This window comes from Nonomuraea soli, assembly GCF_013761175.1.
Taxonomy (GTDB): Bacteria; Actinomycetota; Actinomycetes; order Streptosporangiales; family Streptosporangiaceae; genus Nonomuraea; species Nonomuraea soli.
Genome location: NZ_JACDUR010000001.1, coordinates 246,612 through 269,000, shown reverse-complemented (window position 1 = coordinate 269,000; position 22,389 = coordinate 246,612). Strand labels below are relative to the sequence as shown.

The following is a 22,389-nucleotide window of genomic DNA, read 5'->3' as shown; positions in this document are numbered from 1 at the left end:
AGCGGCAGGCTCCATGACCGGGCAACGATCCCATACGCGCGATACAGCGACCGCCATCATGACCGACAAGCGATCCCACACGCGCGAGCCGGGCACCGGCGTCTTGGCCGAGGAGCGATCCCACACCCGCAGGCCGGTGACTGGCCCGCTGGCCGGGGAGTGAGCCGGGATGCCCGAGGGCGACTCCGTCTTCCGTGCGGCGGCCAGGCTGCGTGAGGCGCTCGACGGCAAGGTGCTGGTGCGCTCCGACTTCAGGGTGCCGCGCCACGCCACGGCCGACCTGTCGGGCCGCCGGGTGCTCGAGACCGTCTCCAGGGGCAAGCACCTGCTGACCAGGGTGGAGGGCGGGCTGACCGTCCACACCCACCTGCGCATGGACGGGAGCTGGCGCATCTTGCCGCCGTACGCGCGGGTGCCGGGCCGCGACCAGGTCAGGCTGGTGCTGGCCACCGCCGACAACCAGGCGGTCGGCTTCAAGCTGGGCATGGTCGACCTGGTCAGGACAGAACGCGAAGACACCGTCGTGGGGCATCTGGGCCCGGACCTGCTGGGGCCCGACTGGGATGCGGAGCTGGCGGCGCGCAACCTCATGAGGGCGCCCGAGCGCACGATCGGCGAGGCGCTGCTCGATCAGCGCAATCTGGCCGGGATCGGCACGATCTACCGCGCGGAGACACTCTTCCTGCGCGGGCTGTGGCCGTGGCGGCCGGTCGGTGAGGTGGCGGAGCTGGAGGACGTGGTCACGCAGGCGCAGCGCCTCCTCGAAGAGGGCGCGCGGCGGCGGGTCGATCGTCGGTGGGTCTACGGCAGGGCGGGAAGACCCTGTCGCCAATGCGGAGGGCTGATCAGTCGCGGGGAGATGGGGGCAGCGCCACAGGAGCGACTGATCCTGTGGTGTGGGACCTGCCAGCCGCGTTAGGCGGCCACCATGTCCTTGACCTCGGGGAAGACCGTGTCGGTGATCGCACCGGGGACGGTTTCCGACAAGGGGAGACGCTCGTGTTCGGGTGCGTCGGCCAAAACCGGGGTGGCCTGCAGCTCGGCGAGTGCGAACTGGTCGGACACCTCGCGAAGCACCTGCGACAGCGGCACGCCGAGGGCACCACAGATCGAGGCGAGCAGTTCGGAAGAGGCTTCCTTCTGACCGCGTTCGACCTCGGACAGGTAACCCAGCGAGACTCTCGCAAGCTGAGACACTTCGCGCAGAGTGCGTCCTTGCCGGACACGCAACCGGCGCAGCACGTCACCCAGCAGCTGACGCAGCAGAATCATGTGACGCTCCCTCCCGGGCGTGGTCGGCTTCACCCCGCCGTGCGCAACCTTCTTCTTGACTTCGTACATACTCCTCGCCGTCATCATCGGGCGTCGCTGCCGGTTTCCAGATGGCTCACGGACCTCACTCACAGCTCCACCGTACCCGTATCCACCGACACCGCGTCAGACCGTGCATCGCATGTTCGCTGGGGACGTAACACGGTAATCATGCGGAATGTTCCCCCATGTTCTGCTTCAGCACACCTTCGAGCAGATCGACTGCCTGTTGAACGGTCTCTACCCGGATACGTTCGCGTGACCCTTCCAAGTTCAGATCTTTACTACGGACAGCCCCTCCCGGACCTGCGACGGCCACGAAAACGGTGCCCACCGCCCGGCCGTCCTGAGGCTCGGGGCCCGCCACGCCGGTGACCGCCAGCCCGTAGGTCGACCCGCACAGCGCCGCCACCCCCCGCGCCATCGCCGCGGCCACCTCCGGGTGCACGGCGCCCTCGCGGGCCAGCAGGTCGTCTGGGACGCCCAGCAGGGAGTGCTTCAGATCGGTGGCGTAGGAGATCACCCCGCCGCGGAAGGACCTGGACGAGCCGGGCACTCCCGTGAACGCGGCGCCGATCATCCCGCCGGTCAGCGACTCGGCCACGGCCAGCGTGGCCGCCTGCCGTACGAGGAGGTCCAGCACGTGCTCGGCGGGCATCGGCTACTCCCCTCTGGCCTTCCTGGCGACCTGACGCAGTTTCACGGCCCGCCAGACATAATCCACACCCGTGGCCACGGTGACCACCACCGCCGCGCCCATCACGGTCCAGCGCACGATGTCGGGCACGCCGGGCACGATGTAGAGGACGATCGCCGCCATCTGCAGGACGGTCTTGACCTTGCCGCCGTAGCTGGCAGGTATCACACCGTGGCGGATCACCCAGAATCTCAGGAGCGTCACACCCAGCTCCCTGCCGAGGATGACCACGGTCACCCACCACGGCAGCTCCTGCAGGATCGACAGGCCCACCAGCGCCGCGCCCGTCAGCGCCTTGTCGGCGATCGGGTCGGCGATCTTGCCGAAGTCGGTGATCAGCCCGTAGCGCCTGGCCAGCTCGCCGTCGAGGTAGTCGGTGAACGAGCCCACGGCGAAGACGCCCAGGGCGACCCAGCGCCACGTCGGGCCGGGCAGGAACAGGCTGACGAAGAAGAACGGGACGAGCGCCAAGCGGAGGACCGTGAGCACGTTCGCGATGTTCCAGGGGCTCACCAAGCGGCGCTCGTCCTTCGTCACGGCCCGCCGGCCTTGATGCGTGCGATCAGGTCGACGCCCTCGGAGTCGACCACGGTGGCGCGGACGATCTGGCCGGGCAGCAGGCCGATGCCCTGCACGGTGACGGAACCGTCGACCTCGGGTCCCTGGTGGGCGGCGCGCCCTTCGTAGCCGCCGTCGCCCAGGTCCTCCTCGATCAGCACGTCGACCTCGTGGCCGATGCGCTCCTCCGCGCGCTGCGAGGTCAGCTCCTCGGCCAGCTCGGTCAGGAGGCGCACCCGCTCGTCGACGACCTCCTGGGGCAGCTTGCCCTCGAAGGTCGCGGCCTCGGTGCCGTCTTCGTCGGAGTAGCCGAACACGCCGATGACGTCGAGACGGGCCTGCTCCAGGAAGCCGACCAGCTCGCCGAACTCCTCGTCGGTCTCGCCGGGGAAGCCCACGATGAAGTTGGAGCGCACGCCCGCCTCGGGAGCGAGTTTGCGGACCGCCTCCAGCAGCTCCAGGAAACGCTGGGGGTCGCCGAACCGTCGCATACGCCGCAGGACCGTGCCGGAGGCGTGCTGGAAGGACAGGTCGAAGTACGGCGCCACGCCCTCGGTGGCGGCCAGCACCTCGATCAGGCCAGGTCGCAGCTCGGCAGGCTGGAGGTAGCTCGCGCGCACCCGCTCGACGCCCTCGATCGCGGCCAGCTGCGGCAGCAGCTTCTCCAGCGCGCGCAGATCGCCCAGGTCCTTGCCGTAGGAGGTGGAGTTCTCGCTCACCAGCACCAGCTCGCGCACCCCGCGGTGGGCCAGCCAGTCGGCCTCGGCCAGCAGCTCTTCTGGCGTGCGGGAGACGTAAGAGCCGCGGAAGGCGGGGATGGCGCAGAAGGTGCAGCGGCGGTCGCAGCCGGAGGCCAGCTTGAGCGAGGCCACGGGGCTCTCGTCGAGCCGCTTGCGCAGGACGCGCGGGCCGCTGGCGGGGTAGGGCGCCGCCGGGTCGGTCTCGCCGTGGCCCGGGATGTTCTTCGCGACCGAGCGGCGCTCGACGGGCGTGAGCGGCAGCAGTGTGCGGCGGTCGCGCGGCGTGTGCGGGGCGAACGCGCGCCCCTCCATCACGTCGTCGAGACGCTCGCCGATGGTGGTGTAGTCGTCGAAGGAGATGACGGCGCTGGCCTCGGGCAGGGCGTCGGCCAGCTCCTTGCCGTAGCGCTCGGCCATGCAGCCGGCGGCGACCACCTTGGCGCCGGAGTCGGAGGCGGCCAGCAGCGTGTCGATGGAGTCTTTCTTCGCGGAGTCGATGAACCCGCAGGTGTTGACGACGACGACGTCGGGGTCGTCTTCACCGAGCTGCCAGCCGGAAGCCTCCAGGCGCGCGGCGAGCTCTTCCGAGTCGACTTCGTTGCGGGCGCAGCCCAGAGTGATCAGGGAAACGGTTCTGCGGGATGACATGGTGTCCTCTACGGTATCGGCACTTGGCCACCACCTTCACCGGGGCCTGGCCGCTGAGGGCCCGAAGGAGCGGCGGATGGTCTGCCCACGGGATCCGAGTGTGCCCAGGTTCTTGCCGTTGACCTGCAGGGATACCGCTCCGGCGTCGCCGATGAGCAGCTTGACCTCGGAGGGGGCCTTCCAGGTTGAGGACTTGCCCTTGGCCAGGGTCCCGGCGAAGAGCTTGCGCCCCTTGGCGTCTCGGACGTTCACGTAGGCCGACCGCCTGGCCAGGACCTTGACGGTGACCATCTTGAGGTTGCGTGCGGTGGACTGCGCCTGGGTCTGGCGCGGCTGGACGGGGGCGACGTCGCCGGGCGCGACGTTGCTGGGCAGCAGGCTGGGGATGCTGGAGGCGGGCATGATCTCGGCCGTCGGGGTCTGGCCGGAGCCGCCCATCACCCGCACGACGCCGAACACGACGACGATGGCCAGCGCCACGCCCAGCGCCATCGTCCAGTTGGGGCCGCGCCGCTCGCGCAGCTTGACCCTGCGGTCGGCCTGGAAGACGGCCGTGGCCTTCACCGGCACGGGCAACCCGCCGTGCTGGTCGTCGTAGAGCTGCACCATGGTCGCCGGGTCGAGCCCGACGGCCCTGGCGAAGCTCCTCACGTGCCCCCTGGCGTAGAAGTCTCCGCCGCACAGGGAGAAGTCGTCGCGCTCGATGGCGTACAGCACGGCCTCGCGAATGCGGGTGCTCGCGCTCAGCTGCCCGACGGTCAGTCCCTTCTCCCGCCTGGCCTCGGCCAGCATGGAGCCAATGCTCTGCTCGTTCACTCCCCGCCCCTGACCTTGCGTAGTGACACTTATTCAATCAGTAATCACCATGCCCAGGGGACAGCTGGGTCATTCGCCGCGAAGATCCGCAAGCAGACCGGCCAGCTCGTCGGGTTTGACCAGCACATCACGAGCCTTTGACCCTTCGCTGGGCCCGACCACATTCCGGCTTTCCAAGAGGTCCATCAGCCGTCCCGCCTTGGCGAAGCCGACGCGCAGCTTGCGCTGGAGCATCGACGTGGAGCCGAACTGCGTGGTCACGATCAGCTCGGCCGCCTGCAGCAGCAGGTCGAGGTCGTCGCCGATGTCCTCGTCGATCTCCTTCTTGACCGGCGCGGCGGCGACGTCCTCCCGGTACTCGGCCTGCATCTGGCCCTTGCAGTGGGCGACGATCTCGGCGATCTCCTTCTCGCCGACGAAGGCGTTCTGGATGCGGATCGGCTTGCTCGCGCCCATCGGCAGGAACAGCGCGTCGCCCTGGCCGACGAGCTTGTCGGCGCCCGGCTGGTCGAGGATGACCCGCGAGTCGGTCAGCGACGACACCGCGAAGGCCAGGCGGGAGGGCACGTTGGCCTTGATCAGGCCGGTGACGACGTCGACCGACGGCCGCTGGGTGGCGATGACCAGGTGGATGCCCGCGGCACGGGCCAGCTGGGTGATGCGCACGATGGAGTCTTCGACGTCTCGCGGCGCGACCATCATGAGGTCGGCCAGCTCGTCGACGATCACCAGGAGGTACGGGTAGGGCTGGTAGACCCGCTCGCTGCCGGGGGGCGGCTGGAGCTTGCCCGCCTTGACGGCCTTGTTGAACTCGTCGACGTGGCGGAATCCGCTGGCCGCCAGGTCGTCGTAGCGGCGGTCCATCTCCCCCACGACCCATTCGAGAGCCTCAGCGGCCTTCTTGGGGTTGGTGATGATCGGGGTGATGAGATGCGGGATGCCCTCGTAGACGGACAGCTCGACCCGCTTGGGGTCGACCAGCACCATGCGCACCTCGTCGGGCGTGGAGCGCATCAGAATCGACGTGATGAGGCCGTTGACGCAGACCGACTTACCGGCGCCGGTGGCGCCCGCGATGAGCAGGTGCGGCATCTTGGCGAGGTTGGCGACGATCGTCCGGCCTTCGACGTCCTTTCCCAGCCCGACGATCATCGGGTGGTGGTCGGCCTGGGCGACCTGCGACCTGAGCACATCGCCCAGCGACACCAGGTCCTTGTCGGCGTTCGGGATCTCGACGCCGATCGCCGACTTGCCCGGGATGGGCGACAGGATGCGGACGTCGGCGGACTTGACGGCGTAGGCGATGTTCTTGGTGAGGGCGGTGACCTTCTCCACCTTCACCGCGGGGCCCAGCTCGATCTCGTAGCGCGTGACCGTCGGGCCGCGGGTGAAGCCGATCACCTGCGCGTCGATGGCGAACTGCTCCATCACGCTGGTCAGAGCGTTGACGACCACGCTGTTGGCCTTGGTCGCCGGCTTGGGGGCGCTGCCGCCCTTGAGGCTCTGCAGGTCGGGCAGGATGTACGGCCCGGCCTGCGGGGAGAGCACGAGCTGCTCCACCTTGCGGGGGGCGGGGGTGGGCTCGGGCGGCTCGGGCTTGGAGACCTTGACCGGCGGATCGTCGTCGTCGGCGGTGAGACCCGGCACGATCTCCGGAGAGTGGTCGGCCCGCTTGTCGTCTTCCTTGATGACCGGCGAGTCGTACGGCTTGACGCCGTCGGGCAGGTCCTGGCCTTCCTTCTTCTTCGTACGGCTGCGCCGCACGGGATCGCCCGGCTGGGGAGTGCCGCGGTCGAGGAGCATGTGGCGCAGCTCGGCCAGCCGCTCGGGGATGCGGTGCACCGGCGTCGCGGTGATCACCAGCACGCCGAAGACCGACAGGATCAGCAGCAGCGGGATCGTCACGAAGGCGGGCAGGATGCTCATCGGCGGCGCGGAGACGATGAAGCCGACCATGCCGCCCGCCTGCGACACCCGCTCCATCGTGTCGTTGTTGCCACCCGACGGGTACGGCGTGCCGTTGGCGACGTGGACGATGCCCAGCACCCCGGCGAGCAGCGCGGCCCAGCCGATGATCATGCGTCCGGTGTCGGCGTTCTGGTCGGGGTGACGCAGGTAGCGCCAGGCCAGCAGGCCCAGCAGGAGCGGCACCGCCCAGGCCAGCGAGCCGAAGATCGCGCTCTCGACCGTGGAGACGAACCCGGCCACGTCGCCCTTGGTCGTGCGCCACGTCATCGCGGCCAGCACGATCGCGACCGCCAGCCACGCCAGGCCTACCCCGTCGCGCCGGTGCGCCGGATCGAGCTCCCTGGCCTGGTTGCCCAGCGCCCGCGCGGCCGCACCGAGCCCGTTGGCCACCAGCATCCACAGGCCGACGATCAGCTTGCCGATCATGGTGAACACCCAGGTGATGGGGTCCTGGTGCGTCACCGGCTTCTTGGCCGACGCCCTGGGCCGCGAGCGCGACGACGAGCTGCCCGAGCTTGTCGTCCGCTTGGCCGGTGAGCCGCCCGACCCCGACCGAGAGGAGGTCGACCGCTTCGCCGGCCCTTTCGATGTGCTTTTCGGCGTACGGGTGGCCATGATGCCAAAGGTACGTCGGAGACCGCCCGGTCGCACTGTGCCACGCCGGGACAAGCCCCCCGAACCCGCTTTTCAGAGCTTGACCGCCTCGAAGGCCGACTGCATGGCCGCCACCCGCTCCGCCAGCTCCGCGACCGCCTCCTTCAGCACGTCGTCGTCGGGCCGCTCGGCGCAGACGCCGCTCAGCCGCGACTCCACGGCCGCCAGCCGCTCGCCGAACTCGGCGATCGCCCTGCCGTTGGCGGCCAGCCTGTCGTCCTGGCGGATCAGCTCGCGCAGCAGCGTGGTCTGCTCCTGCAGCCGCACGGTCTTGCGGAACAGGTCGATGAAGACGGCGACCTTGGAGCGCAGCACCCACGGATCGAAGGGCTTGGTGATGTAGTCGACGGCGCCCACCGCGTATCCGCGAAAGGAGGCGCCCGACCCGCTGTCGGTGCCGGTGAGGAAGATGATCGGCACGTCCTTGGTCTTGTCGAGCCGCTTGATGTGGGTGGCGGTCTCGAAGCCGTCCATGCCGGGCATGAGCACGTCGAGCAGGACGACCGCCACGTCATGGCGCAGCATGAGCTTCATCGCCTCCTGCCCCGACTTGGCGCGCAGCAGGGTCTGCTGGAGCGGGCGCAGCACCGCCTCGAGCGCCATGAGGCTCTCGTCGCGGTCGTCGACCAGCAGGATCTTGACCCGGCGGTTCATCCGGCGACCTCTTCCGTCAGCCGCTCTCCGCCGAGCCAGCTGCGCATGACCTCCAGCAGGTGGTCGAGGTCGACCGGCTTGGGCACGTAGTCGGAGGCGCCTCTGGCGATGGCGGTGTCGCGGTCGCCCGGCATGGCCTTGGCCGTCAGGGCGATGATGGGGAGCGTGGTGTACTGCGGCATCTGCCGTACGACCGCCATGGTCTCGTAGCCGTCCATCCCGGGCATCATGACGTCCATCAGCACCAGCTCGATCCGCTCCTCGCGTTCGAGCGTGTCGATGCCTTCGCGGCCGTTCTCGGCGTAGGCCACCTCCAGGCCGAGGCGGCTCAGCACGTGGGTGAGGGCGTAGACGTTGCGGATGTCGTCGTCGACGATCAGCACCCGGCGGCCGTCGAACATCCTGCCGATCGGGCCCGCCTTGAGCTCGGTCAGCCTGGCCGCGGAGTACCACAGCTCGCCGCCCTGCTCGGCGGGCCATTCCGCGTCCTGCTCCTGCGGTGGCGGGGCCTCGGCCGGCCGGTGCCGTGTCTCCGGCCGCGCCTGGTGGTCGTCGTCGGGTCCAGGGCTGACCAGCGGGGCGGGGCAGCGGGCGGGCACGTAGAGGGTGAAGGTGCTGCCCCTGCCCGGCTCGCTGGAGACGTGGATCTCGCCGCCGAGCAGGCGGGCGATCTCGCTGCTGATCGACAGTCCCAGGCCGGTGCCGCCGTACTTGCGGCTGGTGGTGCCGTCGGCCTGCTGGAAGGCACCGAAAATGGCGGGCAGCTTGTCGGCGGCGATGCCGATGCCGGTGTCGGTGACCGCGTAGGCGATGACGTCCTCCTCGGTCTCCAGCGAGGGGTCGTCGAAGGCGTGGCGTCCGGCGTTGGAGACCTCCAGCCGCACCTCGCCGCTGGCGGTGAACTTGACCGCGTTGGACAGCAGGTTGCGCAGGATCTGCTGCAGGCGCCGCTCGTCGGCGAACAGCTCGCGCGGCACGCCTGGCCGTACCTCGATCTCGAAGGCGAGCCCACGGTCGGCGGTCAGCGGGCGGAAGGTGGCGTCGACGTAGTCGAGCAGCTTGCTCAGCGGCACCGTCTCGGGGCGCACGTCCATGCGGCCCGCCTCGATCTTGGACAGGTCGAGGATGTCGTTGATCAGCTGCAGCAGGTCGCTGCCCGCGTTGTGGATGGTGGAGGCGAACTCCACCTCCTGCGACGACAGGTTGCCGTCGGGGTTGTCGGCCAGGAGCCTGGCGAGGATGAGCAGGCTGTTGAGCGGGGTGCGCAGCTCGTGCGACATGTTGGCGAGGAACTCCGACTTGTAGCGGCTCGACGTCGCCAGCAGCTGCGCCTTCTCCTCCAGCGCCGCGTTGGACTTGCGCAGCTCGGCCTGCTGGCGCTGCATGTCGTCCGAGCGGCCCTGCAGCTGTACGGCCAGGCGCTGCGATTCCGACAGCAGCGCCTCGGTGCGCGAGTTGGCGATGATGGTGTTGATCGCCACACCGATGGTCACCACGAACTGGTCGAAGAAGGCCAGGTGCACGTCGCTGAAACGGTTGAAGGAGGCCAGCTCGATCACGCCGAGCACCTGGTCCTCGAAGGGGATGGGCAGGATGACGACGCTCGCGGGGGCGGACTCGCCGAGCCCCGACTGGATCTTGATGTAGTCGGAGGGCACCTCGGCCAGCAGGATCCGCTGCTTCTCCACCGCCGCCTGGCCGACCAGTCCGTGGCCGAACTTGACCGGCCGGATCTCCTGGCTGGGCAGGGCCGAGCCGCCGTATCCCGCGATGAGGGCCAGCACCGGTTCTTCGTACGGGTCGCGCTCGGCCAGGAAGAAGGCGCCGTAGTGGGCCGAGACCAGCGGGGTGATCTCGGACAGGATGAGGTCGGCCACCTCGACGAGGTCGCGGTGGCCCTGCATGAGCCCGGCGATGCGGGCCAGGTTGCTTTCGAGCCAGTCCTTGGCGCGGGTGGTCTCGCGCAGGGTGGCGACCATGAGGTTGACGTTGTTCTTCAGCTCGGCCACCTCGCCCTTGGCCTCCAGCGAGATCGTGCGGCTCAGGTCTCCCTGGGCGACGGCGCTGGCCACCTCGGCGATGGCGCGCACCTGGGTGGTGAGGTTGCCGGCGAGCTCGTTGACGTTGCTGGTGAGCCGCTCCCAGGTGCCGTAGACACCCTCGACCTCGGCCTGACCGCCGAGCCTGCCCTCCGAGCCGACCTCGCGGGCGACGCGGGTGACCTCCGAGGAGAAGCGGCTGAGGGTGTCGACCATGGTGTTGATCGTGGTCTTCAGTTCGAGGATCTCGCCGCGGGCGTCGACGTCGATCTTCTTGGACAGGTCGCCGTTGGCGACGGCCGTGGCGACCTGGGCGATGTTGCGCACCTGGGAGGTGAGGTTGGAGGCCATGAAGTTGACGTTGTCGGTGAGGTCCTTCCACACCCCCGACACCCCGCGCACCTGCGCCTGGCCGCCGAGCCGTCCGTCGGTGCCGACCTCGCGGGCCACGCGTGACACCTCGTCGGCGAACGCCAGCAGCTGGTCCACGGTGGTGTTGATGGTGTCCTTCAGCTGGAGGATCTCGCCGCGGGCGGTGACCGTGATCTTCTTGGACAGGTCGCCGTTGGCGATGGCCGTCGTCACGACGGCGATGCTGCGCACCTGGGAGGTCAGGTTGCCCGCCATGAAGTTGACGTTGTCGGTGAGGTCCTTCCACACCCCCGACACCCCGCGCACCTGCGCCTGACCACCCAGCCGACCCTCCGTGCCGACCTCGCGCGCGACACGCGTCACCTCGTCGGCGAAGGCGCTCAACTGGTCGACGGTGGAGTTGATGGTGTCCTTCAGCTGGAGGATCTCGCCGCGGGCGTCGACGTCGATCTTCTTGGACAGGTCGCCGTTGGCGATGGCCGTGGTCACCTGGGCGATCGAGCGCACCTGGGTGGTCAGGTTGGAGGCCATGAAGTTGACGTTGTCGGTGAGGTCCTTCCAGGTGCCGGAGGCCCCCTTGACCTCGGCCCGGCCTCCGAGCTGGCCTGCCGTACCGACCTCGCGGGCCACCCGGGTGACCTCGTCGGCGAACGCGGACAGCTGGTCGACCATGGTGTTGATGGTCTCGGTGAGCTCGAGGATCTCGCCCTTCACCTCGACGGTGATCTTCCGGGTCAGGTCGCCCTGCGCGACGGCGGTGGCGACCTGGGCGATGTTGCGGACCTGGGTGGTGAGGTTGTCGGCCATGAAGTTGACGTTGTCGGTGAGGTCCTTCCACACCCCCGACACCCCACGGACCTGCGCCTGACCACCCAGCCGACCCTCCGTGCCCACCTCACGCGCCACGCGCGTCACCTCGTCGGCGAACGCCGACAGCTGGTCCACCATCGTGTTCACGGTGTCCTTCAGCTGCAGGATCTCGCCCTTCACGTCGACCGTGATCTTCTTCGACAGGTCGCCGTTGGCCACGGCGGTGGTGATCTGGGCGATGTCACGCACCTGGGAGGTCAGGTTGGAGGCCATGAAGTTGACGTTGTCGGTGAGGTCCTTCCACACCCCCGACACCCCGCGCACCTGCGCCTGACCACCCAGCCGACCCTCCGTGCCCACCTCACGCGCCACGCGCGTCACCTCGTCGGCGAACGCCGACAGCTGGTCCACCATCGTGTTCACGGTGTCCTTCAGCTGCAGGATCTCGCCCTTCACGTCGACCGTGATCTTCTTCGACAGGTCGCCGTTGGCCACCGCCGTCGTCACCAGCGCGATCGAGCGCACCTGCGAGGTCAGGTTGGAGGCCATGAAGTTGACGTTGTCGGTGAGGTCCTTCCACACCCCCGACACCCCACGGACCTGCGCCTGGCCGCCCAGCTGGCCTTCGGTGCCGACCTCGCGGGCCACGCGGGTCACCTCGCTGGCGAACGCGCTCAGCTGGTCGACCATCGTGTTGATGGTGTCCTTCAGCTGGAGGATCTCGCCCCTGGCGTCGACGGTGATCTTCTTGGACAGGTCGCCGTTGGCCACCGCGGTGGTCACCTGGGCGATGCTGCGCACCTGGGTGGTGAGGTTGGTGGCCATGAAGTTGACGTTGTCGGTCAGGTCCTTCCAGGTGCCGGAGACGCCCTTCACCTCGGCCCGGCCGCCCAGCTGGCCCTCGGTGCCCACCTCGCGCGCCACCCGCGTCACCTCGTCGGCGAACGCGCTCAGCTGGTCCACCATCGTGTTGAGGGTGTCCTTCAGCTGGTAGATCTCACCCTTGACCTCCACCGTGATCTTTCGCGAGAGGTCGCCCTTCGCCACCGCCGTCGCGACCTGGGCGATGTCGCGGACCTGGGTGGTGAGGTTGGAGGCCATGAAGTTGACGTTGTCGGTGAGGTCCTTCCACACCCCCGACACCCCACGGACCTGCGCCTGGCCGCCGAGCCGTCCCTCAGTGCCGACCTCGCGCGCGACGCGCGTCACCTCGTCAGCGAACGCCGACAGCTGGTCCACCATCGTGTTCACGGTGAGCTTGAGCTCCAGCAGCTCGCCCGTCGCCTCCACGGTCACCTTGCGGGTGAGATCGCCGTTGGCCACCGACGTGGTGACCACCGCGATGTCGCGCACCTGCGCCGTGAGCCGGCTGGCCATCGCGTTGACCGCCTCGGTCACGTCGCGCCAGCTGCCCGACATGCCCTGCACGTTGGCCCGGCCGCCGAGCCGCCCCTCCGTGCCCACCTCACGCGCCACGCGCGTGACCTCACCGGAGAACAACGCCAGCTGGTCGACCATGCGGTTGACCGCCTTGCCCATCAGCCGCAGGCCGCCGCGCAGGGGCCGGTTGCCCTCCTGCAGGTCGAAGCGCTGCGACAGGTCGCCGTCCGCGACCGCGTTGAGCACCCGCGTGGCCCGGGCTGCCGGGATCACCAGCGCGTCGATGAGCGTGTTGGCCGCCGCCACGTTGACCGCCCACGCCCCCGTGCCGGGGCTGGCCGTGACCCGCTCGTCGAGATGACCCTGGCGGGCGACCTCGCTGCGCACCCTGGTCAGCTCCCTGGTGAGGTGCTCGTTGCGGTCGACGACCTGGTTGAAGGCGATCGCCAGCTCGACCAGGACGCCGTCGGGGGGCACCTCCAGCCGTTTGTGGAAGTTGCCGTCGCGCAGCCCGTGGAGGGCCACGAGCAGGGGACGGAGGTCGGCCTCGAGCTGGGGAGCCATCGCAGCCTTCTTTCACAACTGCCTGTAGCAGACGACTCAGTCTGCCACTCTGAGAGTCACCTAATCTGCACATTGAGTGATGTTCTAGGAAGTCACGTGAACACGACACGGGTTTCCTCGCGGAGCTTCACCGGCACTCCCCTGGCGGCAGCCGCGGCCCGTCGTTTCGTCCGAGACACCCTGACGGACTGGCACCTGACCGAAGCCGCGGACGACGCGGTGCTGCTGACCAGCGAGCTCGTCACGAACGCGGTGATCCACGCGGGCACCGACGTCGAGCTGACCTGCCGGCTGGAGCTCACCGCGAGTCCCGCCTACCTGGAGATCGCGGTCACCGACCGCTACCCGACCCGCGCGGTGCCCGCCGCGCCCGCGCCCGATCCCGGCGCGCTGGAGAGCCACGGCCGTGGCCTGTCCCTGACCGCCGACCTCGCCACGACGTGGGGCGTCACCTACAGCCGTGCGGTCAAGCAGGTCTGGTTCCGCATGGACATCGACGACGGCCCGCTTCACCCCGCCCCGGCGCCGCCGCACGACCTCGACGACGTGACGATCGCGGTCGTCACCGCCGGGCCCGACGGCAGGATCCGCTCCTGGAACGGCGAAGCCGAGACCATGCTCGGCCACGCCGCCGCCGACGCCCTGGGGCTCCCGCTCGCCGAGCTGGCCGGGATGAGCGGCGCGGGCGACCGGGAACTCTCGGCCGAGCAGGTGCTGCAGCTGGGGCGCTGGCGCGGGCCCGCCACCCTGCGCCATCGCTCGGGCGGGCAGGTCGCGGTGTACCTGTCCCACGTGCGCACGGGCACGCTGACCTGCTGGATGATCGTCGCCGCCCGGCACGGCGGGCTGCTGGCCGAATCGGCCGCACCGGCCCGCGCCACCCGGGCCGTGGACGTGCTCGACAGCGACCTGCCCCTCCCCGAGCTGCTCGACGCCGCCGCACGCATGGCGCACCTGGCGGCCGGCGGGTCCGCGGCCTACGTGCTCATGGCGGGGACCGACGGGCTGCTGTCGGCCGCAGCGGAGGCCGGACACCCGCGCGAGCTGCCGCCGCTTCCGGCCAAGGGCCCCTTCGAGACCGACCGGCCAGGCCCGCGGCTGGTGGACGACCTGGCCGAGTCCGACCCCGAGCTGGCCGTACGGCTCGGCGCCAGGTCGCTGGCCTGCGTGCCCGTCGAGTCAGGCGGCGCCACGGCCGGGTTCGTGGTCGCCGTGGCGGCCGAGGCCGACCGGTTCGGGCGCGAGCTGGTCATCGAGCTGAAGCACCTGGCCGACCGGCTCGCCGTGTCCGTGGGCAGGCTGCGCCTGGCCGAACGCGAGCGGGCGCAGCGCGGGCGGCTGACCTTCCTGGCCGAGGCCGGCGAGCTGCTCGCCGGGGTGCACGACGAGCGCCTGCTGGCCGCGCTGACCACCCAGCTCGTCGTACCCAAGATCGCGCGGTGGGCCGCGGTCTACCTGACCGACCAGACCGGCGTCAGCCGCCTGGCCCAGGCCTGGCACGCCGACGAGCGGCGCAACGCCGAACTGCGCGACAGCCTGCCCGCCTCGTTGTGGTCACCAGGGGTCGGCCTGCCGGGCGTGGTGGCCTTCCCGCTCAGCCTCGGCGGCGAAGGGCTCGGCACGCTTGTGGTGTCGTGCCCTGACCGTCCCCTGCCGCAGGAGCTGCGCGCGCTCGTGGAGGACCTGTGCCGCCACGTGTCGCTCAACCTGCACACCGCCCGGCTCTACTCCCGCCAGACGCAGACCGCGCTGGTCCTGCAACGCAGCCTGCTGCCCATGCGCACCGCCCCGATGCCGGGCGTCGAGTCCGCGGTGATCTACCTGCCCGCCGGCGAAGGCGCCCAGGCGGGCGGCGACTTCTACGACCTGTTCGAGGTGTCGGGGCAGTGGTGCTTCGCGCTGGGCGACGTCAGCGGCAGCGGCCCTGAGGCCGCCGCGGTGACAGGGCTGGCCCGCCATGCCGTACGGCTGTTCGCCCGCGAGCTCTACCCGGTCGCCGACATCCTCGACCGGCTCAACCGGGCGCTCCTGGACGAGGTCGAGGAGGGACGCTTCCTCAGCATGTTGTGCGGGACCCTGGTTCCGCTGCCCGACGGCGGCGCCCGGTGCACGATCGCCTCGGCCGGGCACCCGCCGCCGCTGCTGCTGCGCCGCCACGGCAGGGTCGAGGCGGTGGCCTCCGCGCAGCTGCTGCTGGGCGTGGACACCACGGCCACCTTCTTCGACGAGACCTTCGAGATGGCGCCCGACGACGTGCTCGTTTGCGTGACCGACGGTGTCACCGAGCGGCGCGACGGACGGCGCCAGCTCGACGACAACGACGGCCTGGCGCGGCTGCTCGCGCAGTGCCGGGGGCTCAGCGCCGGGGCGGTGGCCGAGAGGGTACGGCAGGCGGTCGACGCCTACTCGCCGCTGCCGATCAGGGACGACATGGCGGTGCTGGTGCTGCGGGCCAAGCACCCCACCCCCGGCTGAACCTCTCGGCCTTGGGTGGGGCGACCTCAGGCGGGGGCGGCGCCGGTCGATTCGCGGATCACCAGGCTGGTCTCCAGCCGCGCCAGCGTCGGCGTCCCCGACTCCCCCGCACCCACGGCGGCCAGCAGCAGATCGACCGCCATGCGCCCGGCCGCGGCCGTCGGCATGGTGATGGTCGTCAGCTTCGGCTTGTTCAACCGCCCCGGCAGGCTGTCGTCGACCCCGACCACGCTCACGTCGTCGGGCACCTTCAGCCCCCGGTCCGTCAACCCCTCGATGAGCCCCAGCGCGACCAGGTCGTTGTAGCACAACACCGCCGTCGACCCGGCGACCTTGTCGGCCGCCGCGATGCCGCCCTGCTCGGTCGGCTCGTTCGGCCCGAGCACCGACAACTCCACGTCGAAGTCTCCCGCCGCGCTCGCCGCCGCCGTCCGCATCTCCTCGCTCGTCCACGACCCGTCGGGGCCGGTCAGCAGCGCGATGCGGCGGTGGCCGAGCGAGACCAGGTGCCCGATGGCCGCGCGGGCGCCCTGCCCCACGTCCATGAGCACCGTCGTCAGTCCCTTCACCCGCCGGTTGACCACGACGAACGGCACCTCGGCGCGCAGCTTCTCTATCATCCTGTTCGACAGTCGCGGGCTGCACAGCAGCACCCCGTCGACCTGCTTCGACAGGGTCTCGATGAGCTCCTGCTCCATCAGCGGGTCCTCGTCGGTGTCGGCGACGAAGACGTGGTAGTCACGCTCACGCGCCTGCGCCTGCGCGGCCTTGATCAGCGGGGGGAAGAACGGGTTGGCGATGTCCGCCACGATCAGCCCCAGGTTGTGGGTACGCCCCGTCGTCAGGGCCCTGGCCGCCCGGTTGGGCCGGTAGCCGAGCCCTTCCGCGATCGCCAGCACCCTCGTGCGTGTCTCGGCGTTCACCAGGTGCGGGGCGGAGAACGTCCGCGACACCGTCGAGACATGCACCCCAGACGCCTTGGCCACGTCCCGAATCGTCACCGCCACGCTGTGCCTTCTTCCATGATCAGGTGGCGCGCGAGCCACCGAAACACTCGCTCCTGGGCCTGACGGCCGAAACTGTGCCCCGCGTCGCCGAAAATCCCGGTGTAGCCACCCGGTGCGTGCCGATGCCCGTAGTGCCGCTCGATCATGGCATGGGCCCGGCGCATCCCGGTGAGCGGAAGGATCTCGTCGTGCTCGCCGTACCAGACCAGCAACGGCCGGGGGGCCGCGCACGCCGCCAGATCGGGCAGGTCACACAGCCTGGACAGGCCGGGAGGATACAGCATCCAGGTATGCCTGGCGAGGTATCCCTCGTCGAGCAGGTCGCGGTAGGAGGAGATCATCGCGACCGAGGCGACGGCGGCCACCTCGGCGTCGAACGCGCCCAGCATCACGGCGCGCATCCCGCCGCCCGACAACCCCGCGCACCCCACCGGGCCCGTGTCGGGGCGGGACCGCAGGTACGCCGCGGCGGCCAGATCCTCGCCCGCCACCACACCCGCGTAGGAGGTGCCCAGGACGGTGCAGTGCTTGGCGACGACCTGCTCGTGGAGCCCGGCCGCCTCGTCATAGGCGTCCCCCTGGGCGTCGCCGAGGGGGAAGCGGCGGCTGCCCCAGGTGAAGACGTCGTGGGCCAGGACGGTGAAGCCCCGCCTGGCCAGCTCTCCCGCCCAGGCCAGGCCGCCGTAGATCGCCTCGCGCAGCCGTACGACCTCGGGGGACGGGCCGTACGGCGGGTCGGCGATCTTCTCCTTGCCCGCCCACTTCATGCCCGCGTGACAGTGCAGCGCCACCACGCCGGGCAGCACCGCGTCACCCGCGTCGGCGGGACGCAGGACGTAGGCGTGGGTGCGGGGGCCGAAGCCGACGTCCCAGGAGACCTCCTCGCAGGCCAGCCCGTCGGCGCTCCACGCGCGCTCGGTGCGCACGTCGGCGGCGGCCAGGTCGAGCACGCCGATGGCCTCCCGCGCGGCCTTCGCCAGCTCGGGCCCAGCCTCGGGCCCGAGCTCGGTGCCGGGCTCGGGAAACAGGCCGAACTGACGCCCCGCCACCTCGGCCAACCCCGCGAAAGGCCCCAGCCCGGCCGAGGACCCCGACACAGCAGAGGATCCCGACACAGCAGAGGACCCCGACCCGGCCGAAGAGCCCGGCACGCCCACGGCCGGGGAGCCAGGCACGGCCACGGGCGCCTCATCCGGCGCGACGGCGGGCCTGCCGTTCGCCGGAGCGTGCGGCCCGGCGGGGCGGGCGTCGGGCGTCGGGCGCGGGGTGTCAGACCGCACGGGCCGCCAGCCGGGTGCCGCCGTCGGCCAGGTGGACGACCTGGCCGGAGCGGATGGCCTCGTTGGCCGCCGCGCCCACCAGGACGCTGCGGATGCCGTCGACGTACCCGGCCTGCCGCCTGAGCGGGTCGTCGCCGGCGCCGCGGAAGACGTCGTCCAGCAGCAGCCGGTCGCCGCCACCGTGCCCGCCGGCGCCCCGCTCGATCTCGATCTCCTGGGGCGGCTCCCACAGCCGGTGCAGCACCAGCTTCTCCCAGGCGTCGGTGACGTGTTCCTTGGAGGCCGCGCTGGGGTCGATGGCGGCGTGCGGCGGGGTCCAGGTGCGCTCGCAGACGGTCAGCTCGATCCGCCCGCCCGTGCCGTTGAACACCACCCGGTAGCCCTCGGAGGGCGCGTGCGCGACCAGGTTGTAGGTGAGCTGCGCCCCGCCCGCGTAGCGCACCAGCACGGACATGTTGTCCTCGATGGTGATGCCGGGCGCGAAGACGTCCTGGTCGCGGTGGTAGCCGTCCTCGTGTTCGGCGTCGAGGTAGAGCCGCTTGAGCCGGGGGTCGGCGGCCAGGTCGAGCAGGTAGGGGTCGGTGCCGAGGCCGGGTGCGCCGAGGGCGCGCTCGGGCCGGTCGGTCATGCCGCGCCCGGCGGCGTTGGCGTCGCCGTAGAACCGCAGCGAGCCCTGGGCGTACACGGTCTCGGCTGCGGCGGCGAGCCACCAGTTGACCAGGTCGAAGTGGTGGGTGGACTTGTGCACCAGCAGGCCGCCTGAGTTGGCCTTGTCGCGGTGCCAGCGGCGGAAGTAGTCGGCGCCGTGGATGGTGTCGAGCGACCAGTCGAAGTGCACCGAGGTGACCTCGCCGATCTCGCCGGCGGCGATGAGCCGGCGCACGGCGGAGTTGCGCGGCGAGTAGCGGTAGTTGAAGGTGACGACCAGCTTGCCGGGGTTGCGTTCGGCGGCGGCGCGGATCTCCTCGCAGCCGTCGGCGTCGATGGTCAGGGGCTTCTCGCAGATGACGTCCTTGCCGGCGTCGAGCGCGCGCACCACGTACTCCGCGTGGGTGGCGTCGACCGTGGCGACGATGACGGCGTCGCACTGCTCCAGCATGGAGTCGAACTCTTCGGGCTTGTAGGTGGGCACGGGGCGGCCGGCCCGCTCGACGTAGTACTGCATGCGGGTCTGGTTGCGGTCGCAGAAGCCGACGATGTGGCCGGTGTCGCTCCACTCGCCGACGAGCGCGTCGACGTACATCTGGATCCGGTGCCCGGTGCCGACGAAGGCGTATCTCATCTGAGGTGTCTCCCCGAGGGGCCGCCCGATCTCGCGGACGGCCCCGCATCAGTGGTGGTCAGCCGGCGAGCGCGGCGTTGGCTTCCTGCAGGAACTTCGCGGCGGCGGCGTCCGGCGTGGTCTTGCCGAACAGCACCTCCTCGGAGTTGCGCTTGAGGATGTCCTCCATCTCCATGGCGCCCTTCGGCGGAACGACGGTCGGGCTGAGCTCGCTCTTGACCGACTCGATGAAGTCGAGCGTCTTCTGGTCGGTCGGGGTCAGCTTGCTCTTGATCGCCTCCAGCACCTTGGCGTTGGTGGGCAGGCCGCGGTCGCTGAGCAGGATGCCACCGGCGTCGGCGTCGTTGAGCAGGAAGTCGACGAACTTCTGGGCCTCGGCCGTGTGCTCGGACTTGGCCGACATCGACCAGTGCATGGCCGGCTGCAGGAACATGCCGCCGGAGGGGGCGCCTTCGAGCTTGGGCAGGCGGAGCAGGTCGAGCTCCTGGCCGGAGCCCTTGGACAGGGCGCCGAGCTGGTTGCTCCACCAGATGCCGTAGGCGCCGGTGTTGGTGGCCAGCAGCGCCTGCTCGACGTTGGTGCCGATCTCGGCCATCTTGGCGGCGTCGGGCGCGGCCTTGGTCTCGATCAGCTTCTGGTGGATGCCCCACCAGGCCTTCAGCGTGTCGGCCGACATGCCGATCTTGCCGTTGTCGTAGAACTTCTCACCGCGCTGGGCGGCGAAGACCTGCAGGAAGGCGGGGTTGAAGTTGTAGTCGGTGCCCCAGACGGAGCCGCCGCTCTTCTCGGTGATCGCCTTGCTGGTCTCGATGAACTGGTCCCACGTCCAGGCCTTGTCGTCGGGCAGCTGCTGGCCCTGCTTCTCGACGGTGGCCTTGTTGACCATCGCCGCGAAGGTGTTGACGCCGCTCGGGATGGCGTACTGCTTGCCGTCCACCTGGCCGGCGGCGAGGACCTGCTGGTCGAGGTCGGCGGTGTTGACCTTGCCGGTCAGGTCGGCCAGCGCGCCGCGCCCGGCGTACTCGGCCAGGCCGCGGATCTCGATGGTCATCACGTCGGGCGCGTCGCCCGCGGCGACCTTGGTGGCCAGCTTCTCGTAGTAGCTGCCCCAGTCGGAGAAGTCGCCCTCGACGTCGATCGTCGGGTTCTTCTCCTCGAACTTGGCGATGACCTGCTCAGTGAGCTTCTGACGGGAGTCGCTGCCCCAGTAGGAGAAGACGATCTTCGTCTTGCCGCCGGCCTCGGTGCCGGACTCGGAGCCGCCACCGCACGCGGCGGCCGCCGCCATCACCGCGGTCGCGAGCAGGGCGACCGTGAACTTGCGCTTCACTGCGATTACCTCCATGGAAGGGGGGTGGGAGGAGCTACTTGAGGCCGGTGGTCGCCATACCGCGGATGAGGTACTTCTGGCCGGCCAGGAAGAATCCGAAGATGGGTGCGAGGGAGATGAGCGACATGGCGAACATCGGCCCCCACGACGACTCGCCGCTGCCGTCCAGGAACTGGCGCAGGGCCACGCTGGCGGTCAGGGTGTCGGACTTGGTCAGGTAGAGGTTCTGGCTGAAGAAGTCGTTCCAGGTCCAGATGAAGGTGAAGATGCCGGTGGTGGCCAGGGCGGGCATGCACAGCGGGATGATCACCCTGAAGTACGTGCGCCAGTACCCCGCTCCGTCGATGGCCGCCGCCTCGTCGAGTTCCCTGGGCAGGGTGCGGATGAACTGCACCATCAGGAAGATGAAGAAGGCGTCGGTGGCCAGGAACTTCGGCAGGATCAGCGGCCAGATGGTGTTGATCCACTCCAGCTTGGCGAACACGATGTACTGCGGCACGACGGTGACGTGGTGCGGCAGCATGATCGAGCCGAGCATGAGGGCGAACCACAACTTCTTGAAGGGGAAGTCCAGCCGGGCGAAGGCGTAGGCGGCCATCGAGCAGGCGACGAGGTTAGCGATAACAGACAAAGCTGTGATCACCGCGGAGTTCCACAGGTAGTGGCCGAAGGAGTTCTTCAGTGAGTACCAGCCCTCGGTGAAGTTCTCGAGGGTGACCTCGCTGGGCCACAGGCCGGGCTCGCGGAAGATCAGCTCTTCCGGCTTGAACGCCGCGGACACCATCCACAGCAGCGGATAGAGCATGACCAGGCCGAAGCCGATCAACATCAGGTGCTTGGCACCCCGGCTGAACCGCCGCCTGTAGAGCAGCGGCACGCGGGGGTTACTTTGTGTCGCCATAGAAGACCCAATACTTCGACATCAGGAAGTTGACCCCGGTCAGACCGGCGATGATGAGCAGCAGCACCCAGGCCATGGCCGCCGCGTAGCCCATCTCAAAGTTCTTGAAGCCCTTCATGTACAGGTAGAGCGTGTAGAAGAGCGTGGAGTCGACCGGTCCGCCGGTGCCGTTGCTGACGATGAACGACTGGGTGAAGGACTGGAACGACTTGATGATCTCGAGCACGAGGTTGAAGAAGATGATCGGCGTGAGCAGCGGAAGCGTGATGTGGCGGAACTGGGTGAGCTTGGTCGCCCCGTCCACGGAGGCCGCCTCGTAGTAGCTCTGCGGGATCTGCCTCAGACCGGCCAGGAAGATGACCATCGGGGCGCCGAAGGTCCACACGTGCAGCAGGATCAGCGTGCCGAGCGCGGTGTCGGGGTCGGTGACCCAGCCGGGACCTTCGATCCCGAACCAGAGCAGGACCGAGTTGACCAGACCGTCGGTGCCGAAGATCTTCCGCCACAGGATCGCGATCGCGACGCTGCCGCCCAGCAGCGAGGGCAGGTAGTAGACCGAGCGGTAGATCGTCAGGCCGCGCAGGCCTCGGTCGAGCAGCAGGGCCAGCAGCAGCGCGAAGGCCAGCTGCATCGGCACCGAGACGACCACGTAGATCGTGGTGACCTTCAGCGACTGCAGGAAGCGGTCGTCCTCGGTGAACATCCTGGCGTAGTTGTCCAGGCCGACCCACTGGGCCTCTTCGAGCAGGCTGTAGTCGGTGAAGGACAGGTAGAGCGAGGCCACGATCGGACCGACGGTGATCGCGATGAGGCCCAGGAACCACGGGGCGAGGAAAACGTAGGCCGCACCGGCTTCACGGCGCTTCCACGCGTTCTTCGTCCCGCGGTGCTGGCCCACTGGGC

Annotated in this window: 16 protein-coding genes; 2 read left to right on the top strand and 14 right to left on the bottom strand. The window is 69.7% G+C overall.

Annotation, left to right across the window (positions count from 1 at the left end):
- Nucleotides 1-169 precede the first annotated feature (169 nt).
- Nucleotides 170-919: a DNA-formamidopyrimidine glycosylase family protein gene (locus HNR30_RS01310; protein ID WP_181607507.1), complete on the top strand. Its 750-nt coding sequence runs from the start codon at nucleotides 170-172 to the stop codon at nucleotides 917-919.
- On the opposite strand, the gene HNR30_RS01305 is transcribed toward HNR30_RS01310, so the two are convergent.
- From HNR30_RS01305 to HNR30_RS01270, 8 genes are all read right to left on the bottom strand, one after another.
- Nucleotides 916-1,272 (bottom strand): helix-turn-helix domain-containing protein, encoded by a 357-nt coding sequence (locus HNR30_RS01305; RefSeq protein ID WP_181608890.1) that lies wholly within the window; start codon nucleotides 1,270-1,272, stop codon nucleotides 916-918. The two genes, HNR30_RS01310 and HNR30_RS01305, sit on opposite strands and share 4 nt — an antisense overlap.
- Nucleotides 1,273-1,480: 208 nt before the next feature.
- Complete coding sequence (locus HNR30_RS01300) at nucleotides 1,481-1,969, bottom strand: CinA family protein (RefSeq protein ID WP_181607504.1); 489 nt, start codon at nucleotides 1,967-1,969, stop codon at nucleotides 1,481-1,483.
- A gap of 3 nt (nucleotides 1,970-1,972) precedes the next feature.
- Nucleotides 1,973-2,545 carry a CDP-diacylglycerol--glycerol-3-phosphate 3-phosphatidyltransferase gene (pgsA, locus tag HNR30_RS01295; protein ID WP_181607500.1) on the bottom strand — a complete coding sequence of 191 codons (573 nt, stop codon included), beginning with the start codon at nucleotides 2,543-2,545 and terminating at the stop codon, nucleotides 1,973-1,975.
- Nucleotides 2,542-3,954, bottom strand: coding sequence for a 30S ribosomal protein S12 methylthiotransferase RimO (gene rimO, locus HNR30_RS01290; protein WP_181607498.1), 1,413 nt, complete (start codon nucleotides 3,952-3,954; stop codon nucleotides 2,542-2,544). Before rimO ends, pgsA begins: the two co-directional genes overlap by 4 nt.
- A 36-nt stretch (nucleotides 3,955-3,990) precedes the next feature.
- Entirely contained in the window at nucleotides 3,991-4,770 is a 780-nt protein-coding gene (locus HNR30_RS01285) for a helix-turn-helix domain-containing protein (RefSeq protein WP_181607489.1), read from the bottom strand.
- 69 nt (nucleotides 4,771-4,839) lie between these two features.
- Nucleotides 4,840-7,353: an FtsK/SpoIIIE family DNA translocase gene (locus HNR30_RS01280; RefSeq protein WP_181607486.1), complete on the bottom strand. Its 2,514-nt coding sequence runs from the start codon at nucleotides 7,351-7,353 to the stop codon at nucleotides 4,840-4,842.
- 72 nt (nucleotides 7,354-7,425) lie between these two features.
- On the bottom strand, nucleotides 7,426-8,046 hold the full coding sequence (locus tag HNR30_RS01275; RefSeq protein ID WP_181607484.1) for a response regulator: 621 nt from the start codon (nucleotides 8,044-8,046) through the stop codon (nucleotides 7,426-7,428).
- Complete coding sequence (locus HNR30_RS01270; protein WP_181607475.1) at nucleotides 8,043-13,211, bottom strand: HAMP domain-containing protein; 5,169 nt, start codon at nucleotides 13,209-13,211, stop codon at nucleotides 8,043-8,045. Before HNR30_RS01270 ends, HNR30_RS01275 begins: the two co-directional genes overlap by 4 nt.
- Before the next feature lie 96 nt (nucleotides 13,212-13,307).
- Between HNR30_RS01270 and HNR30_RS01265 the strand changes: the two genes are divergently transcribed.
- Complete coding sequence (locus tag HNR30_RS01265; protein WP_181607464.1) at nucleotides 13,308-15,686, top strand: SpoIIE family protein phosphatase; 2,379 nt, start codon at nucleotides 13,308-13,310, stop codon at nucleotides 15,684-15,686.
- Nucleotides 15,687-15,712: 26 nt separating this feature from the next.
- On the opposite strand, the gene HNR30_RS01260 is transcribed toward HNR30_RS01265, so the two are convergent.
- The 6 genes from HNR30_RS01260 to HNR30_RS01235 all read right to left on the bottom strand — a co-directional run bounded on the left by HNR30_RS01260 (nucleotide 15,713) and on the right by HNR30_RS01235 (nucleotide 22,384).
- On the bottom strand, nucleotides 15,713-16,693 hold the full coding sequence (locus HNR30_RS01260; protein ID WP_181607452.1) for a LacI family DNA-binding transcriptional regulator: 981 nt from the start codon (nucleotides 16,691-16,693) through the stop codon (nucleotides 15,713-15,715).
- Nucleotides 16,684-17,742: an alpha/beta hydrolase family protein gene (locus HNR30_RS47160; RefSeq protein ID WP_181607449.1), complete on the bottom strand. Its 1,059-nt coding sequence runs from the start codon at nucleotides 17,740-17,742 to the stop codon at nucleotides 16,684-16,686. The genes HNR30_RS01260 and HNR30_RS47160 overlap by 10 nt, the downstream gene beginning before the upstream one ends.
- A 220-nt stretch (nucleotides 17,743-17,962) precedes the next feature.
- Entirely contained in the window at nucleotides 17,963-19,255 is a 1,293-nt protein-coding gene (locus tag HNR30_RS01250; RefSeq protein ID WP_181607447.1) for a Gfo/Idh/MocA family protein, read from the bottom strand.
- 58 nt (nucleotides 19,256-19,313) lie between these two features.
- Nucleotides 19,314-20,585 carry an ABC transporter substrate-binding protein gene (locus HNR30_RS01245; protein ID WP_181607445.1) on the bottom strand — a complete coding sequence of 424 codons (1,272 nt, stop codon included), beginning with the start codon at nucleotides 20,583-20,585 and terminating at the stop codon, nucleotides 19,314-19,316.
- 34 nt (nucleotides 20,586-20,619) lie between these two features.
- Nucleotides 20,620-21,486, bottom strand: coding sequence for a carbohydrate ABC transporter permease (locus tag HNR30_RS01240; protein ID WP_181607435.1), 867 nt, complete (start codon nucleotides 21,484-21,486; stop codon nucleotides 20,620-20,622).
- Nucleotides 21,470-22,384: a carbohydrate ABC transporter permease gene (locus tag HNR30_RS01235; RefSeq protein WP_376771729.1), complete on the bottom strand. Its 915-nt coding sequence runs from the start codon at nucleotides 22,382-22,384 to the stop codon at nucleotides 21,470-21,472. Before HNR30_RS01235 ends, HNR30_RS01240 begins: the two co-directional genes overlap by 17 nt.
- Between the last annotated feature and the right edge of the window lie 5 nt (nucleotides 22,385-22,389).

Bases quoted from the DNA above. Each gene is read 5' to 3' on its own strand.
- HNR30_RS01310 (WP_181607507.1), top strand. From the start codon at position 170: ATGCCCGAGGGCGACTCCGTCTTCCGTGCGGCGGCCAGGCTGCGTGAG.
- HNR30_RS01305 (WP_181608890.1), bottom strand. From the start codon at position 1,272: ATGATTCTGCTGCGTCAGCTGCTGGGTGACGTGCTGCGCCGGTTGCGT.
- HNR30_RS01300 (WP_181607504.1), bottom strand. From the start codon at position 1,969: ATGCCCGCCGAGCACGTGCTGGACCTCCTCGTACGGCAGGCGGCCACG.
- rimO (WP_181607498.1), bottom strand. From the start codon at position 3,954: ATGTCATCCCGCAGAACCGTTTCCCTGATCACTCTGGGCTGCGCCCGC.
- HNR30_RS01280 (WP_181607486.1), bottom strand. From the start codon at position 7,353: ATGGCCACCCGTACGCCGAAAAGCACATCGAAAGGGCCGGCGAAGCGG.
- HNR30_RS01275 (WP_181607484.1), bottom strand. From the start codon at position 8,046: ATGAACCGCCGGGTCAAGATCCTGCTGGTCGACGACCGCGACGAGAGC.
- HNR30_RS01270 (WP_181607475.1), bottom strand. From the start codon at position 13,211: ATGGCTCCCCAGCTCGAGGCCGACCTCCGTCCCCTGCTCGTGGCCCTC.
- HNR30_RS01250 (WP_181607447.1), bottom strand. From the start codon at position 19,255: ATGAGATACGCCTTCGTCGGCACCGGGCACCGGATCCAGATGTACGTC.
- HNR30_RS01240 (WP_181607435.1), bottom strand. From the start codon at position 21,486: ATGGCGACACAAAGTAACCCCCGCGTGCCGCTGCTCTACAGGCGGCGG.